At 42.7% G+C, this 16,707-nt stretch carries 16 protein-coding genes, 1 tRNA gene, 2 rRNA genes, 1 other RNA gene and 1 other annotated feature (1 of these 21 cut by a window edge); of the genes, 15 read left to right on the plus strand and 5 right to left on the minus strand.

What is annotated here, in order from left to right; all coding sequences use genetic code 11:
• The first annotated feature begins 52 nt into the window (after positions 1-52).
• Positions 53-168: ribosomal RNA gene (rrf, locus tag MHH82_RS36835) — 5S ribosomal RNA — on the plus strand.
• Positions 169-207: 39 nt separating this feature from the next.
• Here the strand turns inward: rrf and MHH82_RS36840 are convergent.
• Positions 208-1,155: a YaaC family protein gene (locus MHH82_RS36840; RefSeq protein WP_029317163.1), complete on the minus strand. Its 948-nt coding sequence runs from the start codon at positions 1,153-1,155 to the stop codon at positions 208-210.
• Positions 1,156-1,275: 120 nt separating this feature from the next.
• Between MHH82_RS36840 and guaB the strand changes: the two genes are divergently transcribed.
• From guaB to MHH82_RS36870, 6 genes are all read left to right on the plus strand, one after another.
• Positions 1,276-2,742 (plus strand): IMP dehydrogenase, encoded by a 1,467-nt coding sequence (guaB, locus tag MHH82_RS36845; protein ID WP_003226803.1) that lies wholly within the window; start codon positions 1,276-1,278, stop codon positions 2,740-2,742.
• A gap of 152 nt (positions 2,743-2,894) precedes the next feature.
• Entirely contained in the window at positions 2,895-4,226 is a 1,332-nt protein-coding gene (gene dacA / locus MHH82_RS36850) for a D-alanyl-D-alanine carboxypeptidase (protein WP_015482683.1), read from the plus strand.
• 196 nt (positions 4,227-4,422) lie between these two features.
• Entirely contained in the window at positions 4,423-5,307 is an 885-nt protein-coding gene (gene pdxS, locus MHH82_RS36855) for a pyridoxal 5'-phosphate synthase lyase subunit PdxS (RefSeq protein ID WP_003247145.1), read from the plus strand.
• 21 nt (positions 5,308-5,328) lie between these two features.
• On the plus strand, positions 5,329-5,919 hold the full coding sequence (pdxT, locus tag MHH82_RS36860) for a pyridoxal 5'-phosphate synthase glutaminase subunit PdxT (RefSeq protein ID WP_072175945.1): 591 nt from the start codon (positions 5,329-5,331) through the stop codon (positions 5,917-5,919).
• Positions 5,920-5,971: 52 nt separating this feature from the next.
• Positions 5,972-6,184 (plus strand) — a binding site (T-box leader).
• Between the two features lie 56 nt (positions 6,185-6,240).
• Positions 6,241-7,518, plus strand: a complete 1,278-nt coding sequence (gene serS / locus MHH82_RS36865) for a serine--tRNA ligase (protein WP_003247131.1) — start codon at positions 6,241-6,243, stop codon at positions 7,516-7,518.
• A gap of 134 nt (positions 7,519-7,652) precedes the next feature.
• A tRNA-Ser gene (locus MHH82_RS36870) sits at positions 7,653-7,745 on the plus strand.
• A 111-nt stretch (positions 7,746-7,856) separates the two neighbouring features.
• Here MHH82_RS36870 and dck read toward each other — a convergent pair.
• The 4 genes from dck to MHH82_RS36890 form a co-directional block, all read right to left on the minus strand.
• Positions 7,857-8,510 carry a deoxyadenosine/deoxycytidine kinase gene (gene dck, locus MHH82_RS36875; protein ID WP_003226792.1) on the minus strand — a complete coding sequence of 218 codons (654 nt, stop codon included), beginning with the start codon at positions 8,508-8,510 and terminating at the stop codon, positions 7,857-7,859.
• On the minus strand, positions 8,507-9,130 hold the full coding sequence (gene dgk / locus MHH82_RS36880) for a deoxyguanosine kinase (protein WP_041850246.1): 624 nt from the start codon (positions 9,128-9,130) through the stop codon (positions 8,507-8,509). Before dgk ends, dck begins: the two co-directional genes overlap by 4 nt.
• A gap of 98 nt (positions 9,131-9,228) precedes the next feature.
• Positions 9,229-10,512, minus strand: coding sequence for a glycoside hydrolase family 18 protein (locus MHH82_RS36885; RefSeq protein WP_021479915.1), 1,284 nt, complete (start codon positions 10,510-10,512; stop codon positions 9,229-9,231).
• A 69-nt stretch (positions 10,513-10,581) separates the two neighbouring features.
• Positions 10,582-11,127 (minus strand): isochorismatase family cysteine hydrolase, encoded by a 546-nt coding sequence (locus MHH82_RS36890; RefSeq protein WP_003226786.1) that lies wholly within the window; start codon positions 11,125-11,127, stop codon positions 10,582-10,584.
• 85 nt (positions 11,128-11,212) lie between these two features.
• Here MHH82_RS36890 and tadA point away from each other — a divergent pair, with 85 nt between their 5' ends.
• From tadA to MHH82_RS36930, 8 genes are all read left to right on the plus strand, one after another.
• Positions 11,213-11,698 carry a tRNA adenosine(34) deaminase TadA gene (gene tadA / locus MHH82_RS36895; protein ID WP_003226784.1) on the plus strand — a complete coding sequence of 162 codons (486 nt, stop codon included), beginning with the start codon at positions 11,213-11,215 and terminating at the stop codon, positions 11,696-11,698.
• A gap of 82 nt (positions 11,699-11,780) precedes the next feature.
• Positions 11,781-12,045: signal recognition particle sRNA large type (ffs, locus tag MHH82_RS36900), an RNA gene on the plus strand.
• 129 nt (positions 12,046-12,174) lie between these two features.
• Complete coding sequence (gene dnaX / locus MHH82_RS36905) at positions 12,175-13,866, plus strand: DNA polymerase III subunit gamma/tau (RefSeq protein ID WP_015253021.1); 1,692 nt, start codon at positions 12,175-12,177, stop codon at positions 13,864-13,866.
• 23 nt (positions 13,867-13,889) lie between these two features.
• Entirely contained in the window at positions 13,890-14,213 is a 324-nt protein-coding gene (locus MHH82_RS36910) for a YbaB/EbfC family nucleoid-associated protein (protein ID WP_003225427.1), read from the plus strand.
• A 14-nt stretch (positions 14,214-14,227) separates the two neighbouring features.
• Positions 14,228-14,824 carry a recombination protein RecR gene (gene recR / locus MHH82_RS36915; RefSeq protein WP_072175818.1) on the plus strand — a complete coding sequence of 199 codons (597 nt, stop codon included), beginning with the start codon at positions 14,228-14,230 and terminating at the stop codon, positions 14,822-14,824.
• 17 nt (positions 14,825-14,841) lie between these two features.
• Positions 14,842-15,066: a YaaL family protein gene (locus MHH82_RS36920; RefSeq protein ID WP_003242387.1), complete on the plus strand. Its 225-nt coding sequence runs from the start codon at positions 14,842-14,844 to the stop codon at positions 15,064-15,066.
• Between the two features lie 66 nt (positions 15,067-15,132).
• A complete protein-coding gene (bofA, locus tag MHH82_RS36925; RefSeq protein WP_003225421.1) occupies positions 15,133-15,396 on the plus strand; it encodes a sigma-K factor-processing regulator BofA in 264 nt (87 codons plus the stop codon).
• Positions 15,397-15,642: 246 nt separating this feature from the next.
• Positions 15,643-16,707, plus strand: a 16S ribosomal RNA gene (locus tag MHH82_RS36930) (it continues 485 nt past the right edge of the window).

Consider the following 16,707-nt stretch of genomic DNA (forward strand, 5'->3'; position numbering starts at 1 on the left):
TTTGAATGATGTCACACCTGTTATCTAGTTTTGAGAGAACACTCTCAATTTGTTTGGTGGCGATAGCGAAGAGGTCACACCCGTTCCCATGCCGAACACGGAAGTTAAGCTCTTCAGCGCCGATGGTAGTCGGGGGTTTCCCCCTGTGAGAGTAGGACGCCGCCAAGCAAGCTTAAACCCAGCTCATTGAGCTGGGTTTTTTGTTTGTTAAAAATGAAGAAGAAACTGTGAAGCGTATTTAGGGAATTTCTTTTCTGATACTAATAAAAACTGCTGAATTAACACGTAGTCATCACTTATATGCTGTGTTAATAACTCATACCACCATTCTGTTTCATACCTTGCAATCATCCCAACGTTGTACAAAATCAAATAATGAATTGTCATTTCGGGAAGCCTCAGAAATTGCTCCCTTTGAGAAGGGATATAATATTGGTTCTTTTCCATGTCAAACAATAAGCTGGTCGATGTCCATGGCTCCTTGTCTTGTGGTGAAATTTCGAACAGCAGCCCGTGTTCATTTTTTTTTGTAAAAGACCATTGATAATGATGGGACATGTATTCAGCAAACCTTGAATCAGACATTTTGTAATTGATTACTACTTCCTCCGGTACAAAAATTTCGTTCTTATCCTTCTCAACTTTTGTCATAAATCGTTCTTTCTGCTGAAAGTAGAAAATATCGCTAAGTTCTGGAATGGCCATTAATAATTTTTTCATGGTATACCGTTCATCTACTATATCCGATTGTCCGAATAAATGTTTCATAAAATGCACGCATAGGCCATTTCGTTGTATTTTCACTTCATCATCGCTAAAACAATAATTTTGTTTCTTTCGTTTTCTTGTTGTTACGCCATGTGCCAGTACTGATGTATGGCTTGGATAATGAGGATCACGTGTAATTAAGCATGCTTTGATAAGCTGTGCCATTCCATAAAATAAAAGAATCGGTTTGATTTCTAAGGGAGAATATGCGGCTTGTTTATAAAACGATTCGGCATGCTTTAAGAAATAAATAAACCGTTCACTGTTTTTAAAAGAGTTTTTTTTCGCATCGTCAATACCGTTTAAGATATAAACCTTTTCTAGAAATTTCTGGGTTGATTCAACGGAGTAAAATAGCGCTAAGTCTTTCCACTCATGATATGTCATGTATATTTCTTAATCCTTTCCGTTATCTAAATATTTCAACTCTTTCCCGCTTCCTTGACATGCTCTTGGCTAGTTGATAATCTACATATAATATTTTGCCGAAAAGAGGGGGATTTACTAATGTGGGAAAGTAAATTTTCAAAAGAAGGCTTAACGTTCGACGATGTGCTGCTTGTGCCAGCAAAGTCTGAGGTACTTCCGCGTGATGTGGATTTATCTGTAGAACTTACAAAAACGTTAAAGCTAAATATTCCTGTCATCAGCGCAGGTATGGACACTGTAACAGAATCAGCAATGGCAATTGCAATGGCAAGACAGGGCGGCTTGGGCATCATTCACAAAAATATGTCCATTGAACAGCAGGCTGAACAAGTTGATAAAGTAAAGCGTTCTGAGCGCGGCGTTATCACAAATCCCTTCTTTTTAACTCCTGATCACCAAGTATTTGATGCGGAGCATTTGATGGGGAAATACAGAATTTCCGGTGTTCCGATTGTAAATAACGAAGAAGACCAGAAGCTTGTTGGAATTATTACAAACCGTGACCTTCGTTTTATTTCTGACTACTCAATGAAAATCAGCGATGTCATGACGAAAGAAGAGCTAGTTACTGCATCTGTAGGAACTACTCTGGATGAAGCTGAAAAGATTTTGCAGAAACATAAAATTGAAAAGCTTCCTCTCGTAGACGACCAGAATAAATTAAAAGGTCTTATCACAATTAAAGACATTGAAAAAGTCATTGAGTTCCCGAACTCATCTAAAGACATTCACGGCCGCCTGATCGTTGGCGCGGCAGTTGGTGTAACTGGCGATACAATGACTCGCGTCAAAAAGCTTGTTGAAGCCAATGTTGATGTGATTGTTATCGATACAGCTCACGGACACTCTCAAGGCGTTTTAAACACAGTCACAAAAATCCGTGAAACGTATCCCGAATTAAACATTATTGCTGGAAACGTGGCAACAGCTGAAGCGACAAGAGCGCTTATCGAAGCTGGAGCAGACGTTGTCAAAGTTGGAATAGGACCTGGTTCAATTTGTACTACACGTGTTGTAGCCGGCGTCGGTGTTCCGCAAATTACAGCAATTTATGATTGTGCGACTGAAGCAAGAAAACACGGCAAAACTATCATAGCCGATGGTGGGATTAAATTCTCTGGCGATATCACTAAAGCGTTGGCAGCCGGCGGACATGCTGTTATGCTCGGAAGCTTGCTTGCAGGCACATCAGAAAGCCCTGGTGAAACTGAAATCTACCAAGGCAGAAGATTTAAGGTATACCGCGGCATGGGATCAGTTGCTGCAATGGAAAAAGGAAGTAAAGACCGTTACTTCCAAGAAGAAAACAAAAAATTTGTTCCTGAAGGAATTGAAGGACGCACACCTTACAAAGGACCAGTTGAAGAAACCGTTTATCAGCTAGTCGGAGGTCTTCGTTCTGGTATGGGGTATTGCGGGTCCAAAGATCTGCGTGCGCTAAGAGAAGAAGCTCAGTTCATTCGCATGACTGGCGCAGGACTTCGCGAAAGCCATCCGCATGACGTACAGATTACAAAAGAATCACCTAACTATACAATTTCATAATAAATTGTTACAAATTAAAAACATTTGACAGGGTCTCTGACTCTGTCTATTTTTTTTATACTGATTATGATAAAATTTATACTGTTGTGCATTGAAAATGTCCTTAACGGCTTAATTATAGATGAAGAAAATGAAATACGGAGGTCGTACGATTGAACATCAAGAAATGTAAACAGCTACTGATGTCATTGGTTGTGTTAACTCTAGCTGTCACGTGTCTGGCTCCAATGTCAAAAGCAAAAGCAGCCAGCGATCCAATTGATATCAATGCATCTGCTGCTATTATGATCGAAGCTTCTTCAGGTAAAATTCTTTACAGTAAAAATGCAGATAAGAGACTGCCAATTGCGAGTATGACAAAAATGATGACAGAGTATCTGTTATTAGAAGCAATTGATCAAGGTAAAGTGAAATGGGACCAAACCTATACGCCTGATGACTATGTGTATGAAATTTCCCAAGATAACAGCTTATCAAACGTTCCTCTTCGGAAAGACGGGAAATACACAGTAAAAGAATTATATCAAGCTACAGCAATTTATTCTGCAAATGCTGCTGCTATTGCGATTGCAGAAATCGTTGCCGGTTCTGAAACTAAGTTTGTTGAAAAAATGAATGCAAAAGCAAAAGAACTAGGCTTAACAGATTACAAATTTGTTAACGCAACAGGTCTTGAAAACAAAGATCTTCACGGGCATCAGCCTGAGGGGACAAGCGTAAATGAAGAGAGTGAAGTTTCTGCAAAGGATATGGCGATTCTTGCGGATCACTTAATTACTGATTACCCTGAGATTCTGGAGACTTCCAGTATCGCCAAAACGAAATTCAGAGAAGGCACCGATGATGAAATGGATATGCCGAACTGGAACTTTATGCTGAAGGGGCTTGTCAGCGAGTATAAAAAAGCGACTGTAGACGGACTGAAAACAGGTTCTACTGACTCTGCGGGTTCATGCTTTACAGGAACAGCTGAACGCAACGGTATGCGTGTCATCACTGTTGTTTTAAACGCAAAGGGCAACCTTCATACAGGCCGTTTCGATGAAACGAAGAAAATGTTTGATTATGCTTTCGACAATTTCTCCATGAAAGAAATTTATGCTGAAGGCGATCAAGTAAAAGGCCATAAAACAATTTCAGTTGATAAGGGTAAAGAGAAAGAAGTAGGCATTGTGACAAACAAGGCGTTCTCTCTTCCTGTCAAAAATGGTGAAGAAAAGAATTACAAAGCGAAGGTCACACTGAATAAAGACAACTTAACTGCTCCTGTGAAAAAAGGAACCAAGGTTGGGAAGCTGACTGCGGAATACACAGGTGATGAAAAGGATTACGGATTCCTTAACAGCGATCTGGCTGGCGTAGACCTTGTTACAAAAGAAAATGTAGAAAAAGCAAACTGGTTTGTTTTGACAATGCGCAGTATCGGCGGATTTTTTGCCGGAATTTGGGGAAGCATTGTTGATACGGTAACCGGCTGGTTTTAATCAATTGAAAGAGCTCTGATGGATGTTAGGGCTCTTTCGCGTAATATACTGAAAAAACCCAATTTTTAATAAAAAATGATTTTCAAAGCGCTAAAAACCGAATAAAATAGTATATATCCATATGAATTATTGGATTTCTAGGATACAATAAGGATTAGAAATCATATAACTATACCTTGATTAGGGGGACCAAGAAATGGCTCAAACAGGTACTGAACGTGTAAAACGCGGAATGGCAGAAATGCAAAAAGGCGGCGTCATCATGGACGTCATCAATGCGGAACAAGCGAAAATCGCTGAAGAAGCTGGAGCTGTCGCTGTAATGGCGCTAGAACGTGTGCCAGCAGATATTCGCGCGGCTGGAGGAGTTGCCCGTATGGCTGACCCTACAATCGTGGAAGAAGTAATGAATGCAGTATCTATCCCGGTAATGGCAAAAGCGCGTATCGGACATATTGTTGAAGCGCGTGTGCTTGAAGCTATGGGTGTTGACTATATTGATGAAAGTGAAGTTCTGACGCCGGCTGACGAAGAATTTCATTTAAATAAAAATGAATACACAGTTCCTTTTGTATGTGGCTGCCGTGATCTTGGTGAAGCAACACGCCGTATTGCGGAAGGTGCTTCTATGCTTCGCACAAAAGGTGAGCCTGGAACAGGTAATATTGTTGAGGCTGTTCGCCATATGCGTAAAGTTAACGCTCAAGTGCGCAAAGTAGTTGCGATGAGTGAGGATGAACTAATGACAGAAGCGAAAAATCTAGGTGCTCCTTACGAGCTTCTTCTTCAAATTAAAAAAGACGGCAAGCTTCCTGTCGTTAACTTTGCCGCTGGCGGCGTAGCAACTCCAGCTGATGCTGCTCTCATGATGCAGCTTGGTGCTGACGGAGTATTTGTTGGTTCTGGTATTTTCAAATCAGACAACCCTGCTAAATTTGCGAAAGCAATTGTGGAAGCAACAACTCACTTTACTGATTACAAATTGATCGCTGAGTTGTCAAAAGAGCTTGGTACTGCAATGAAAGGGATTGAAATCTCAAACTTACTTCCAGAACAGCGTATGCAAGAACGCGGCTGGTAAGAACATAGGAGCGCTGCTGACATGTTAACAATAGGTGTACTAGGACTTCAAGGAGCAGTTAGAGAGCACATCCATGCGATTGAAGCATGCGGCGTGGCTGGTCTTGTCGTAAAACGTCCGGAGCAGCTGAACGAAGTTGACGGGTTGATTTTGCCGGGCGGTGAGAGCACGACGATGCGCCGTTTGATCGATACGTATCAATTCATGGAGCCGCTTCGTGAATTCGTTGCTCAGGGCAAACCGATGTTTGGAACATGTGCCGGATTAATTATATTAGCAAAAGAAATTGCCGGTTCAGATAATCCTCATTTAGGTCTTCTGAATGTGGTTGTAGAACGTAATTCATTTGGCCGGCAGGTTGACAGCTTTGAAGCTGATTTAACAATTAAAGGCTTGGACGAGCCTTTTACAGGGGTATTCATCCGTGCTCCGCATATTTTAAAAGCTGGTGAAAATGTTGAAGTTCTATCGGAGCATAATGGTCGTATTGTAGCCGCGAAACAGGGGCAATTCCTTGGCTGCTCATTCCATCCGGAGCTGACAGAAGATCACCGAGTAACACAGCTGTTTGTTGAAATGGTTAAGGAATACAAGCAAAAGGCACTTGTATAAAACAGTTGAAAGCTGTGGAAACTTATAGTACATTATAAGCACAAATAAAGATCGAAAAGCGTTGATAGGAACTAGTAGGGAGCCTCTCTTTCTAAGAGAGCCGATGGTTGGTGCGAATCGGTGAAAGATGCTGTCTGAATCCATCCTTGAGCGAAATGCTGAAACAAGTAGGCATTTACGGGATAACCGTTATGTTTGAAAGTGGAAAACGAGTCTTTGATTTGTTTTCAATCAGGGTGGCAACGCGAGAGCTCTCGTCCCTTTATGGGGATGAGGGCTCTTTTTATTTTCGACAAATCAATAAAAAAAGGAGTGTTTCGCATGCTTGATACGAAAATGCTGAGAGCAAATTTTCAAGAAATTAAAGCAAAGCTTGTACACAAAGGCGAAGACTTAACTGATTTTGATAAGTTTGAGGCGCTGGATGATAGACGAAGAGAGCTTATCGGCAAGGTTGAAGAGTTAAAAGGAAAACGAAATGAAGTTTCTCAGCAGGTTGCTGTGCTGAAGCGTGAGAAAAAAGACGCGGATCACATTATTAAAGAAATGCGTGAAGTCGGCGAGGAAATTAAAAAGCTTGATGAAGAATTGCGAACAGTGGAAGCTGAGCTTGATACAATCCTTCTCTCAATCCCGAATATTCCGCATGAGTCTGTACCTGTCGGTGAAACAGAAGACGACAACGTAGAAGTGCGTAAATGGGGTGAAAAGCCTTCATTTGCTTATGAGCCGAAGCCGCACTGGGATATTGCGGATGAGCTGGGTATTCTGGATTTTGAACGTGCTGCCAAAGTAACAGGAAGCCGTTTCGTGTTCTATAAAGGCTTAGGTGCTCGTCTGGAGCGTGCGCTTTATAACTTTATGCTTGATCTGCATGTGGATGAGTATAACTACACTGAAGTGATCCCGCCATATATGGTAAACCGCGCAAGCATGACGGGAACGGGGCAGCTTCCTAAATTTGAAGAGGATGCATTTAAAATCAGAGAAGAAGATTATTTCTTAATTCCAACGGCGGAAGTGCCGATTACAAACATGCATCGCGATGAAATCCTTTCAGGTGACAGCCTGCCGATCAACTATGCGGCATTCAGTGCTTGCTTCCGTTCTGAAGCTGGTTCAGCAGGACGTGACACACGCGGATTAATTCGTCAGCACCAATTTAATAAAGTTGAGCTTGTAAAGTTTGTGAAGCCTGAAGATTCTTATGAAGAATTAGAGAAGCTTACAAACCAAGCAGAACGGGTTCTTCAGCTGCTTGAGCTTCCATACCGTGTCATGAGCATGTGTACGGGTGACTTAGGCTTTACGGCTGCGAAAAAATACGATATCGAAGTTTGGATTCCAAGCCAAGACACATATCGAGAAATCTCTTCTTGCAGCAACTTCGAAGCGTTCCAGGCGAGACGTGCGAATATTCGTTTCAGACGTGAAGCTAAAGGCAAGCCTGAGCATGTACACACACTGAACGGTTCAGGACTGGCGGTTGGAAGAACAGTTGCCGCTATCTTAGAAAATTATCAGCAGGAAGACGGAAGCGTTGTAATTCCGAAAGTGCTCCGTCCTTATATGGGGAATAGAGAAGTAATGAAACCGTAAATTATGGAAAGGCGTGCCTGACAAGGTGCGCCTTTTTGCTTATGTAAACACGGCATTTTCATAAAAACAAAAAAAGTTTTTAAAAATGCTTGACCACACGAGAACATACGTGATATAGTAAGTCTTGTCGATACGGAGGAATACCCAAGTCCGGCTGAAGGGATCGGTCTTGAAAACCGACAGGGGTGTCAAAGCCCGCGGGGGTTCGAATCCCTCTTCCTCCGCCATATTGATTTTAATTCTAATGAAACACAAGCATATATTGGAGATTGTTTTGTCCGTTGCATTCGGTGCGGCGGATTTTTTATTTTAAAGAAAAAGTGAATCTCGACTGAGATTCACTTTTTTTGATTATCATGAATAACTGAAGCAATTTGATCTACAATATTTTCAATCGAGTTTTCGTCGTTCAGAAGATCATAATCTTCAATGCGAAGTTTTAAAACAGGGCAGGCATTAAAACCGCTTATCCAGTTCTCGTAGCGTGTATGCATTTCTTCCCAATAAGACCTGCTTGTCTGAAGCTCCATCTCACGGCCGCGTTGTTCAATCCGGTTTAAAATGTTCTCCAGATCTCCTTCTAAATAGATCAACACATCTGGGTGTGGGAAATACGGTGTCATTACCATTGCTTCGAAAAGGCTTGTGTAAGTCTTATAATCAACCTTTGACATTGTCCCTTTATCAGCATGCATTTTTGCGAAAATTCCTGTATCTTCATAAATCGAACGATCCTGTACAAAACCTCCGCCGGCTTCAAAAATTGTTTTCTGTTCTTTGAAGCGTTCAGCTAAGAAGTAAATTTGAAGGTGAAAGCTCCAACGTTCAAAATCATGATAGAACTTTTCCAAATATGGATTATGATCGACTTCCTCCAAAGATGTTTTAAATCCAAGCCGTTTAGCTAAAGTTTTTGTTAAAGTCGATTTTCCGACACCTACTGTTCCTGCTACTGTAATAATTGAATTCTTAGGGATATGATGTTCCTTCATACGATAAGCTCCTTTACATGGGCGGCAATGCGTTCAAAGTCGCTCTTATTCAAAACGAAATCCTTTGAATCACCATCTACGGTTAACACTGTAAGTTTAGGGTCTGCTTCCTGCAGCTGCTTGATGGCGACTTCATAATCTGAAATCAGCTGCTCCAAATAGCTAGTTTCAATTTTTTTCTCGAAGGGGCGCCCGCGTTTTTCAATGCGGTGTAGCAATGTAGGCAGACTGGCCTTTATGTAAATGATGAAATTCGGCTTTGGCAGATCATCCGTTAGCAGGTGATATATCTTTTTGTATTTTTCCAGCTGATGTGGAGACAAGGTGCGTTCCGCAAAAATCACATTTTTATAAATATGATAATCAGCTATTACAGGCTGTCCCTTTTTTAAAAAGTGATCACTGGTGTCTTCAAGCTGTTTGTATCTGTGACAAAGAAAAAACATCTCGAGCTGGAAGCTCCATTCCTCTATATTGTCATAAAACTTATCAAGGTACGGGTTATCCTCTACAATCTCATTGATCATAGGGAATCCGAATTCTTGTGAGAGCATCGTTGCGAGAGTTGTTTTTCCTGCCCCGATAGGACCTTCTATTGCAATAAAAGGGGCTGTATTCATCGGAATCCTCCTTATATCTGAAAAACGTGCGTCAGTTACCGACCTTCATATTGTATCACAACCCTTGGGTGCCCCCATGAAAAAAAGACGTTTCCAAATTATCGAAACGTCTTTTTGACAACATTAAATTGATCAGACAGGAGCAGCCAGTTTTGTGGGAAGGAAAGACCCAGTTTCCAATAGCTGATGCCTCTTAAATTCAGCTCTTTAATCAGATTGAATTTTGCTTGAATCGAGCGGGCATCCTCGAACCATACCTCGTGCCTTCTGTTTTCTGCATCAGTATAGCGGAAGAAAGGAGCTTGAGCGGTTTGGTCATACTGAATGGAAGCATTGTTCTGATCAGCTATGACAATGGCTTGCTGAGGGCTTACTGCTCTTGCCGGAGTTCCCCCTGCTGTATATGGCAGCGTCCAGTCATATCCATATAAATTCTGGCCCATGACAATTTTGTTCGCAGGCATTTCAGTCAAAGCATATTCTATGACATCACGGACAGGTCCAATTGGAGAAACCGCTTGAGGCGGCCCGCCGCTATAGCCCCATTCATATGTCATGAGAACAACAAAGTCGACAATTTGGCCATGTGCCCTGTAATCATGAGCTTCATACCATCTGCCCTGCTGTGTTGCACTTGTTTTAGGAGCAAGAGCCGTAGAAATTTCTAAGCCCTCTCGATGAAAAAGATCCCTTGCTTCGCGGAGGAATTGATTATAAGCCTCTCTATCCTGGGGCCGCAAATATTCAAAGTCGAAATGAATGTCACGGAAGCCATATCTTCTGGCATTCTCGACTATTTCATTTAGAAGCCGTCTTTTTACAGTTTCGTCGTTCAAAAGGATCCGGCCAAGTTCATCGCTGAATGCTTGGTTTTCTAGGTTCGTTATAATCATCATCAATGTTGTATTTTGACTTTCTGTAATGCTCCTTAAATTCGTTAAAGGCGGTGCGACTAAGGTTCCGTTACGCTGTGCCTGGAAGCTGAATGCGCCAAGGTACGTTAAGTAGGGCGACGCTTCTCTGGCCGCCTGCTGGAGATTTTCGCTGACTTGATTTCCTCGGGGCTCCAAATAAGCATTTGATTCGATGTCTCGTTTAGGAGATGGTGGGATGTATAAACGGAAACCAATCTGAAGCACGGTATTTAACTGGATGCGGTTAACCCTTGCGAGCTCGGCTGCCGTTGTATTGAACTGCCGGGCGATAGATGTCAGGGTATCACCTCGCTTCACATCATAGAACTGGCCAGCTATTGGAATGACAATGGTTTGTCCGACAACAAGGCTGTCGGGATTCGGTATTTCATTCGTTTCAGCGATCTCATTTGCGGTTGTTCTGTATTGTGAAGCGATAGCAGAAAGAGTGTCGCCTTGTTTTACCACATAAATTTGAATGAAAAACGCCTCCTTTCATATCGCTATCAATGTATGAAAGAAAAGCGCTGATCATGTTTATTTTTCTGTAATTTGTTCTTCCGTCGTAATTTCTGCGAAAAGAACATTCTCCATCATAGTTAAGGCGAATTCGTTATCTTCGTCACTGTTTGACGCGATACAGTCCTTAGGAATCGTGATGCTGTATTCCCTCATATAAGCGTCATTAGCAGTAAACAGCACACATATATTGCCGGCTATACCTGTTAAGATAATATGTCTCACCTGCAACTCAGTAAGAAGGGTGTGAAGTGCAGTTTCGTAGAAAGCGGAATGTTTCGGTTTGATTAAAAAATAATCAGCATCTTCCGGAGCTATCTTTGTGATGATATCCTTGCTTCTTTCATTTGTGCATTCTTGCTGAATGTTTTTAATGTCAGCTTGCCAAAGTCCATAATGATCATTGATGTAAATAATCGGCCATTCATTTTGTCTCGCGTGCTCCTTTAATGATAAAATATGAGGAACGATTTTTTCTGTTTTTTTAGCGAGGGTTTCTCCCATATCGAATTCAAAATTATTGATCATGTCTACAATGAGAAGGGCTGTATCTGCTTTGGACAATCGACAGTCTCCTTTCCGTTTCAGTTATAGTTAATATGTAGCCTTTTTAGGCGATGAAAAAACTTTGAAAAGAGAGCTTATCCTTATGACACAAGATGAACTTTATATGAAAGAAGCAATTAAAGAAGCGAAAAAGGCTGAAGAGAAAGGTGAAGTGCCAATAGGTGCGGTGCTTGTCGTTAATGATGAAATTATAGCGCGTGCACATAATTTAAGAGAGACTGAGCAACGATCTATTGCCCATGCAGAAATGCTTGTAATTGATGAAGCATGTAAGGCACTCGGAACATGGCGGCTGGAAGGTGCGACTCTTTATGTGACGCTTGAGCCATGTCCAATGTGTGCTGGTGCCGTCGTACTTTCTCGAGTGGAAAAAGTGGTTTTTGGCGCATTTGATCCGAAAGGCGGCTGTTCAGGCACGCTAATGAACCTTCTTCAGGAGGAACGCTTTAATCATCAGGCTGAAGTGGTGAGCGGTGTACTTGAGGAAGAATGCGGCGGAATGCTCAGTGCGTTTTTCAGAGAACTAAGAAAAAAGAAGAAAGCCGCCAGGAAAAACTTGTCTGAATAGTACGGTTGCAATTTTTAGGGGAAACAGATATACTTAAGTGTGCATCGTAATAGATGCAACATAAAATTTGATATTTATTTTGCCGTGCTAAGCGGGGAGGTAGCGGTGCCCTGTACCTGCAATCCGCTCTAGCAGGGCCGAATCCCTTCTCGAGGTTCGTTTACTTTAAGGCCTGCCTTAAGTAAGTGGTGTTGACGTTTGGGTCCTGCGCAATGGGAATTCATGAACCATGTCAGGTCCGGAAGGAAGCAGCATTAAGTGAAACCTCTCATGTGCCGCAGGGTTGCCTGGGCCGAGCTAACTGCTTAAGTAACGCTTAGGGTAGCGAATCGACAGAAGGTGCACGGTAAATCAATCATCAAATTTTCAGACTCACCTAACATTAGGTGAGTTTTTTGTTATGTAAAAAGAGCTTTTGGAATCGAAACAAGGTTCATGTATAATGGGAATGATGAATAACGGAGGAGGGCAAACCCGTGAGTTACCAAGCTTTATATCGAGTATTCAGGCCTCAGCGCTTTGAAGATGTGGTCGGACAAGAACACATTACAAAAACGCTGCAAAATGCCCTTTTGCAAAAAAAGTTTTCTCACGCCTATCTGTTTTCCGGGCCAAGAGGAACCGGAAAAACCAGTGCAGCCAAAATATTTGCTAAGGCTGTCAACTGTGAACATGCTCCTGTTGATGAGCCATGCAACGAATGTGCGGCCTGTAAAGGGATAACAAACGGGTCAATATCCGATGTCATAGAAATTGACGCCGCTTCTAATAACGGTGTTGATGAGATTCGTGACATTCGCGATAAAGTGAAGTTTGCCCCATCGGCCGTCACATATAAGGTATATATCATAGATGAGGTGCATATGCTTTCTATCGGCGCTTTTAATGCATTACTAAAAACATTAGAAGAGCCGCCTGAGCATTGTATCTTCATATTAGCAACAACTGAACCGCACAAAATTCCTTTAACCATTATCTCTAGATGTCAGCGTTTTGACTTTAAACGAATTACCTCCCAAGCGATTGTAGGCCGCATGAATAAAATTGTTGATGCTGAACAGCTGCAAGTGGAGGAAGGATCGCTGGATATCATCGCGAGTGCTGCAGACGGAGGGATGAGGGATGCCCTGAGCCTTCTTGATCAGGCCATATCATTCAGCGGCGATATCCTGAAAGTCGAAGATGCGCTTTTAATTACGGGTGCTGTTTCTCAATTATATATCGGGAAGCTTGCACAATCCCTGCATGATAAAAACGTTTCTGACGCACTGGAAACATTAAATGAATTGCTTCAGCAAGGAAAAGATCCAGCTAAGCTGATAGAAGATATGATTTTCTATTTCAGGGACATGCTGCTGTACAAAACAGCCCCTGGCTTAGAGGGAGTGCTTGAGAAAGTAAAAGTCGATGAAACGTTCCGGGAACTAAGTGAACAAATTCCGGCTCAGGCCCTATATGAAATGATTGATATTCTGAACAAGAGCCATCAGGAAATGAAATGGACAAATCATCCGCGTATCTTTTTCGAAGTGGCCGTTGTGAAGATTTGCCAAACCTCACATCAATCTGCTGCTGATCTCCCGGAAGTGGATATGCTGATGAAAAAAATCCAGCAGCTCGAACAGGAAGTAGAGCGGCTCAAAACAACGGGCATAAAAGCAGCTGCGGAAAGCCCGAAAAAAGAAGCGCCGCGTGTGCCAAAGGGCGGGAAATCCAATTACAAAGCGCCAGTAGGCAGAATTCATGAGATTTTGAAGGAAGCCACAAGACCGGATCTTGATCTGCTCAGAAACAGTTGGGGCAAGCTTCTTGCTCATCTCAAACAGCAAAACAAAGTATCACATGCCGCTTTGCTGAATGACAGTGAACCTGTGGCTGCCGGATCGGCGGCATTTGTTCTGAAATTCAAATATGAAATTCATTGTAAAATGGTCGCTGAGGATAACAACGGAGTCCGGACTAATCTTGAACAGATTTTAGAATCGATGCTCGGAAAAAGAATGGATTTGATTGGCGTTCCAGAAGCACAATGGGGTAAAATAAGAGAAGAATTTTTAGAAGATCATCAGCAGGAAAATGAAGGATCAAATGTACCGGCTGAAGAAGACCCGCTTATTGCCGAAGCGAAAAAGCTTGTTGGAGCGGATTTAATTGAAATAAAAGACTAACAAAATGAAAGAGAGTGAATGCTATGCGTGGCGGAATGGGTAATATGCAAAAAATGATGAAACAAATGCAAAAAATGCAAAAGGACATGGCGAAGGCTCAAGAAGAGCTTGCAGAAAAGGTTGTTGAAGGAACTGCAGGCGGCGGTATGGTAACAGTAAAAGCAAACGGCCAAAAAGAAATCCTGGATGTTATCATCAAAGAAGAAGTCGTTGATCCTGAAGATATTGATATGCTTCAAGATTTAGTGCTTGCTGCAACGAATGAAGCTTTGAAAAAAGTTGACGAAATCACAAACGAAACAATGGGTCAATTTACAAAGGGAATGAACATGCCAGGTTTATTCTAGGGGGATAAAAGAACATGCAATATCCTGAACCAATATCAAAGCTGATTGACAGCTTTATGAAATTGCCAGGGATCGGACCGAAAACAGCGGTTCGTCTGGCTTTTTTTGTTCTAGGTATGAAAGAAGATATAGTATTAGATTTTGCGAAAGCATTAGTAAATGCGAAACGCAATCTGACATATTGTTCAGTTTGCGGGCATATTACAGATCAGGACCCTTGCTATATATGTGAAGATACGCGCAGGGATAAGTCAGTTATCTGTGTTGTGCAAGACCCTAAGGATGTTATCGCTATGGAGAAAATGAAGGAATACAACGGACAGTATCACGTTCTTCACGGCGCTATTTCTCCAATGGACGGCATCGGACCGGAGGATATTAAAATACCAGAATTGTTAAAACGATTACAGGATGATCAAGTGACAGAAGTGATCCTCGCGACAAACCCTAATATAGAAGGGGAAGCAACGGCGATGTATATATCAAGGCTCCTCAAGCCGTCTGGTATTAAGCTCTCCCGTATTGCCCACGGACTGCCCGTCGGCGGTGATTTGGAATATGCTGATGAGGTCACTCTTTCTAAAGCACTTGAAGGACGACGTGAATTGTAAGGAGGAAAAAGCGATCCATGGGTTTTCTTCGCAAGAAAACATTAAGAAGAGAGTTTGATGAAAAACTAACCGAGCAGCTTTTTAAACAAAAGGAAGAGTGGAACAGGCAAAAAAAGCTGGTTGAAAAAAGCTTAGAACCGTCTGCTGAAGTGTTATACGAACTGAAAGTAGCTGAAGCGAAGTATTTTTTTTACTTAAGGGAAGCGAAGCAGCGAAATTTAAAAATCAGCCGGTGGAAGTAAGTGGTCTAAACTCCTGGATCTTCTCATAAGCTTGTACTAGAACAAGCGAAGGAGATGAGAAGATTCATGGAGCCTATTTTTATTATTGGGATTATTTTAGGACTGGTTATTCTTCTTTTTTTATCAGGTTCAGCTGCGAAGCCTTTAAAGTGGATTGGCATCACAGCTGTTAAATTTGTGGCAGGTGCTTTGCTGCTGGTTTGTGTAAATATGTTTGGCGGCAGTCTTGGCATTCATGTGCCGATTAATCTGGTTACAACAGCTATCAGCGGAATTTTAGGAATACCCGGAATAGCTGCGTTAGTCGTCATTAAGCAATTTATCATTTAATTGATATTATGTATTGACTTAGACAACTGAAGGTGTTATTCTAATATACGTCGCTGATGACGAACAGCTTTTTTTGAAAAGAAAATGCTAAAAAGTTGTTGACAGTAGCGGCGGTAAATGTTATGATAATAAAGTCGCTTAAACGAGCGGTAAACAAAGTTCTTTGAAAACTAAACAAGACAAAACGTACCTGTTAATTCATTTTTTATAAATCGCACAGCGATGTGCGTAGTCAGTCAAACTACTTTATCGGAGAGTTTGATCCTGGCTCAGGACGAACGCTGGCGGCGTGCCTAATACATGCAAGTCGAGCGGACAGATGGGAGCTTGCTCCCTGATGTTAGCGGCGGACGGGTGAGTAACACGTGGGTAACCTGCCTGTAAGACTGGGATAACTCCGGGAAACCGGGGCTAATACCGGATGGTTGTTTGAACCGCATGGTTCAAACATAAAAGGTGGCTTCGGCTACCACTTACAGATGGACCCGCGGCGCATTAGCTAGTTGGTGAGGTAACGGCTCACCAAGGCGACGATGCGTAGCCGACCTGAGAGGGTGATCGGCCACACTGGGACTGAGACACGGCCCAGACTCCTACGGGAGGCAGCAGTAGGGAATCTTCCGCAATGGACGAAAGTCTGACGGAGCAACGCCGCGTGAGTGATGAAGGTTTTCGGATCGTAAAGCTCTGTTGTTAGGGAAGAACAAGTACCGTTCGAATAGGGCGGTACCTTGACGGTACCTAACCAGAAAGCCACGGCTAACTACGTGCCAGCAGCCGCGGTAATACGTAGGTGGCAAGCGTTGTCCGGAATTATTGGGCGTAAAGGGCTCGCAGGCGGTTTCTTAAGTCTGATGTGAAAGCCCCCGGCTCAACCGGGGAGGGTCATTGGAAACTGGGGAACTTGAGTGCAGAAGAGGAGAGTGGAATTCCACGTGTAGCGGTGAAATGCGTAGAGATGTGGAGGAACACCAGTGGCGAAGGCGACTCTCTGGTCTGTAACTGACGCTGAGGAGCGAAAGCGTGGGGAGCGAACAGGATTAGATACCCTGGTAGTCCACGCCGTAAACGATGAGTGCTAAGTGTTAGGGGGTTTCCGCCCCTTAGTGCTGCAGCTAACGCATTAAGCACTCCGCCTGGGGAGTACGGTCGCAAGACTGAAACTCAAAGGAATTGACGGGGGCCCGCACAAGCGGTGGAGCATGTGGTTTAATTCGAAGCAACGCGAAGAACCTTACCAGGTCTTGACATCCTCTGACAATCCTAGAGATAGGACGTCCCCTTCGGGGGCAGAGTGACAGGTGGTGCATG

The organism is Bacillus sp. FSL K6-6540, from assembly GCF_038007545.1.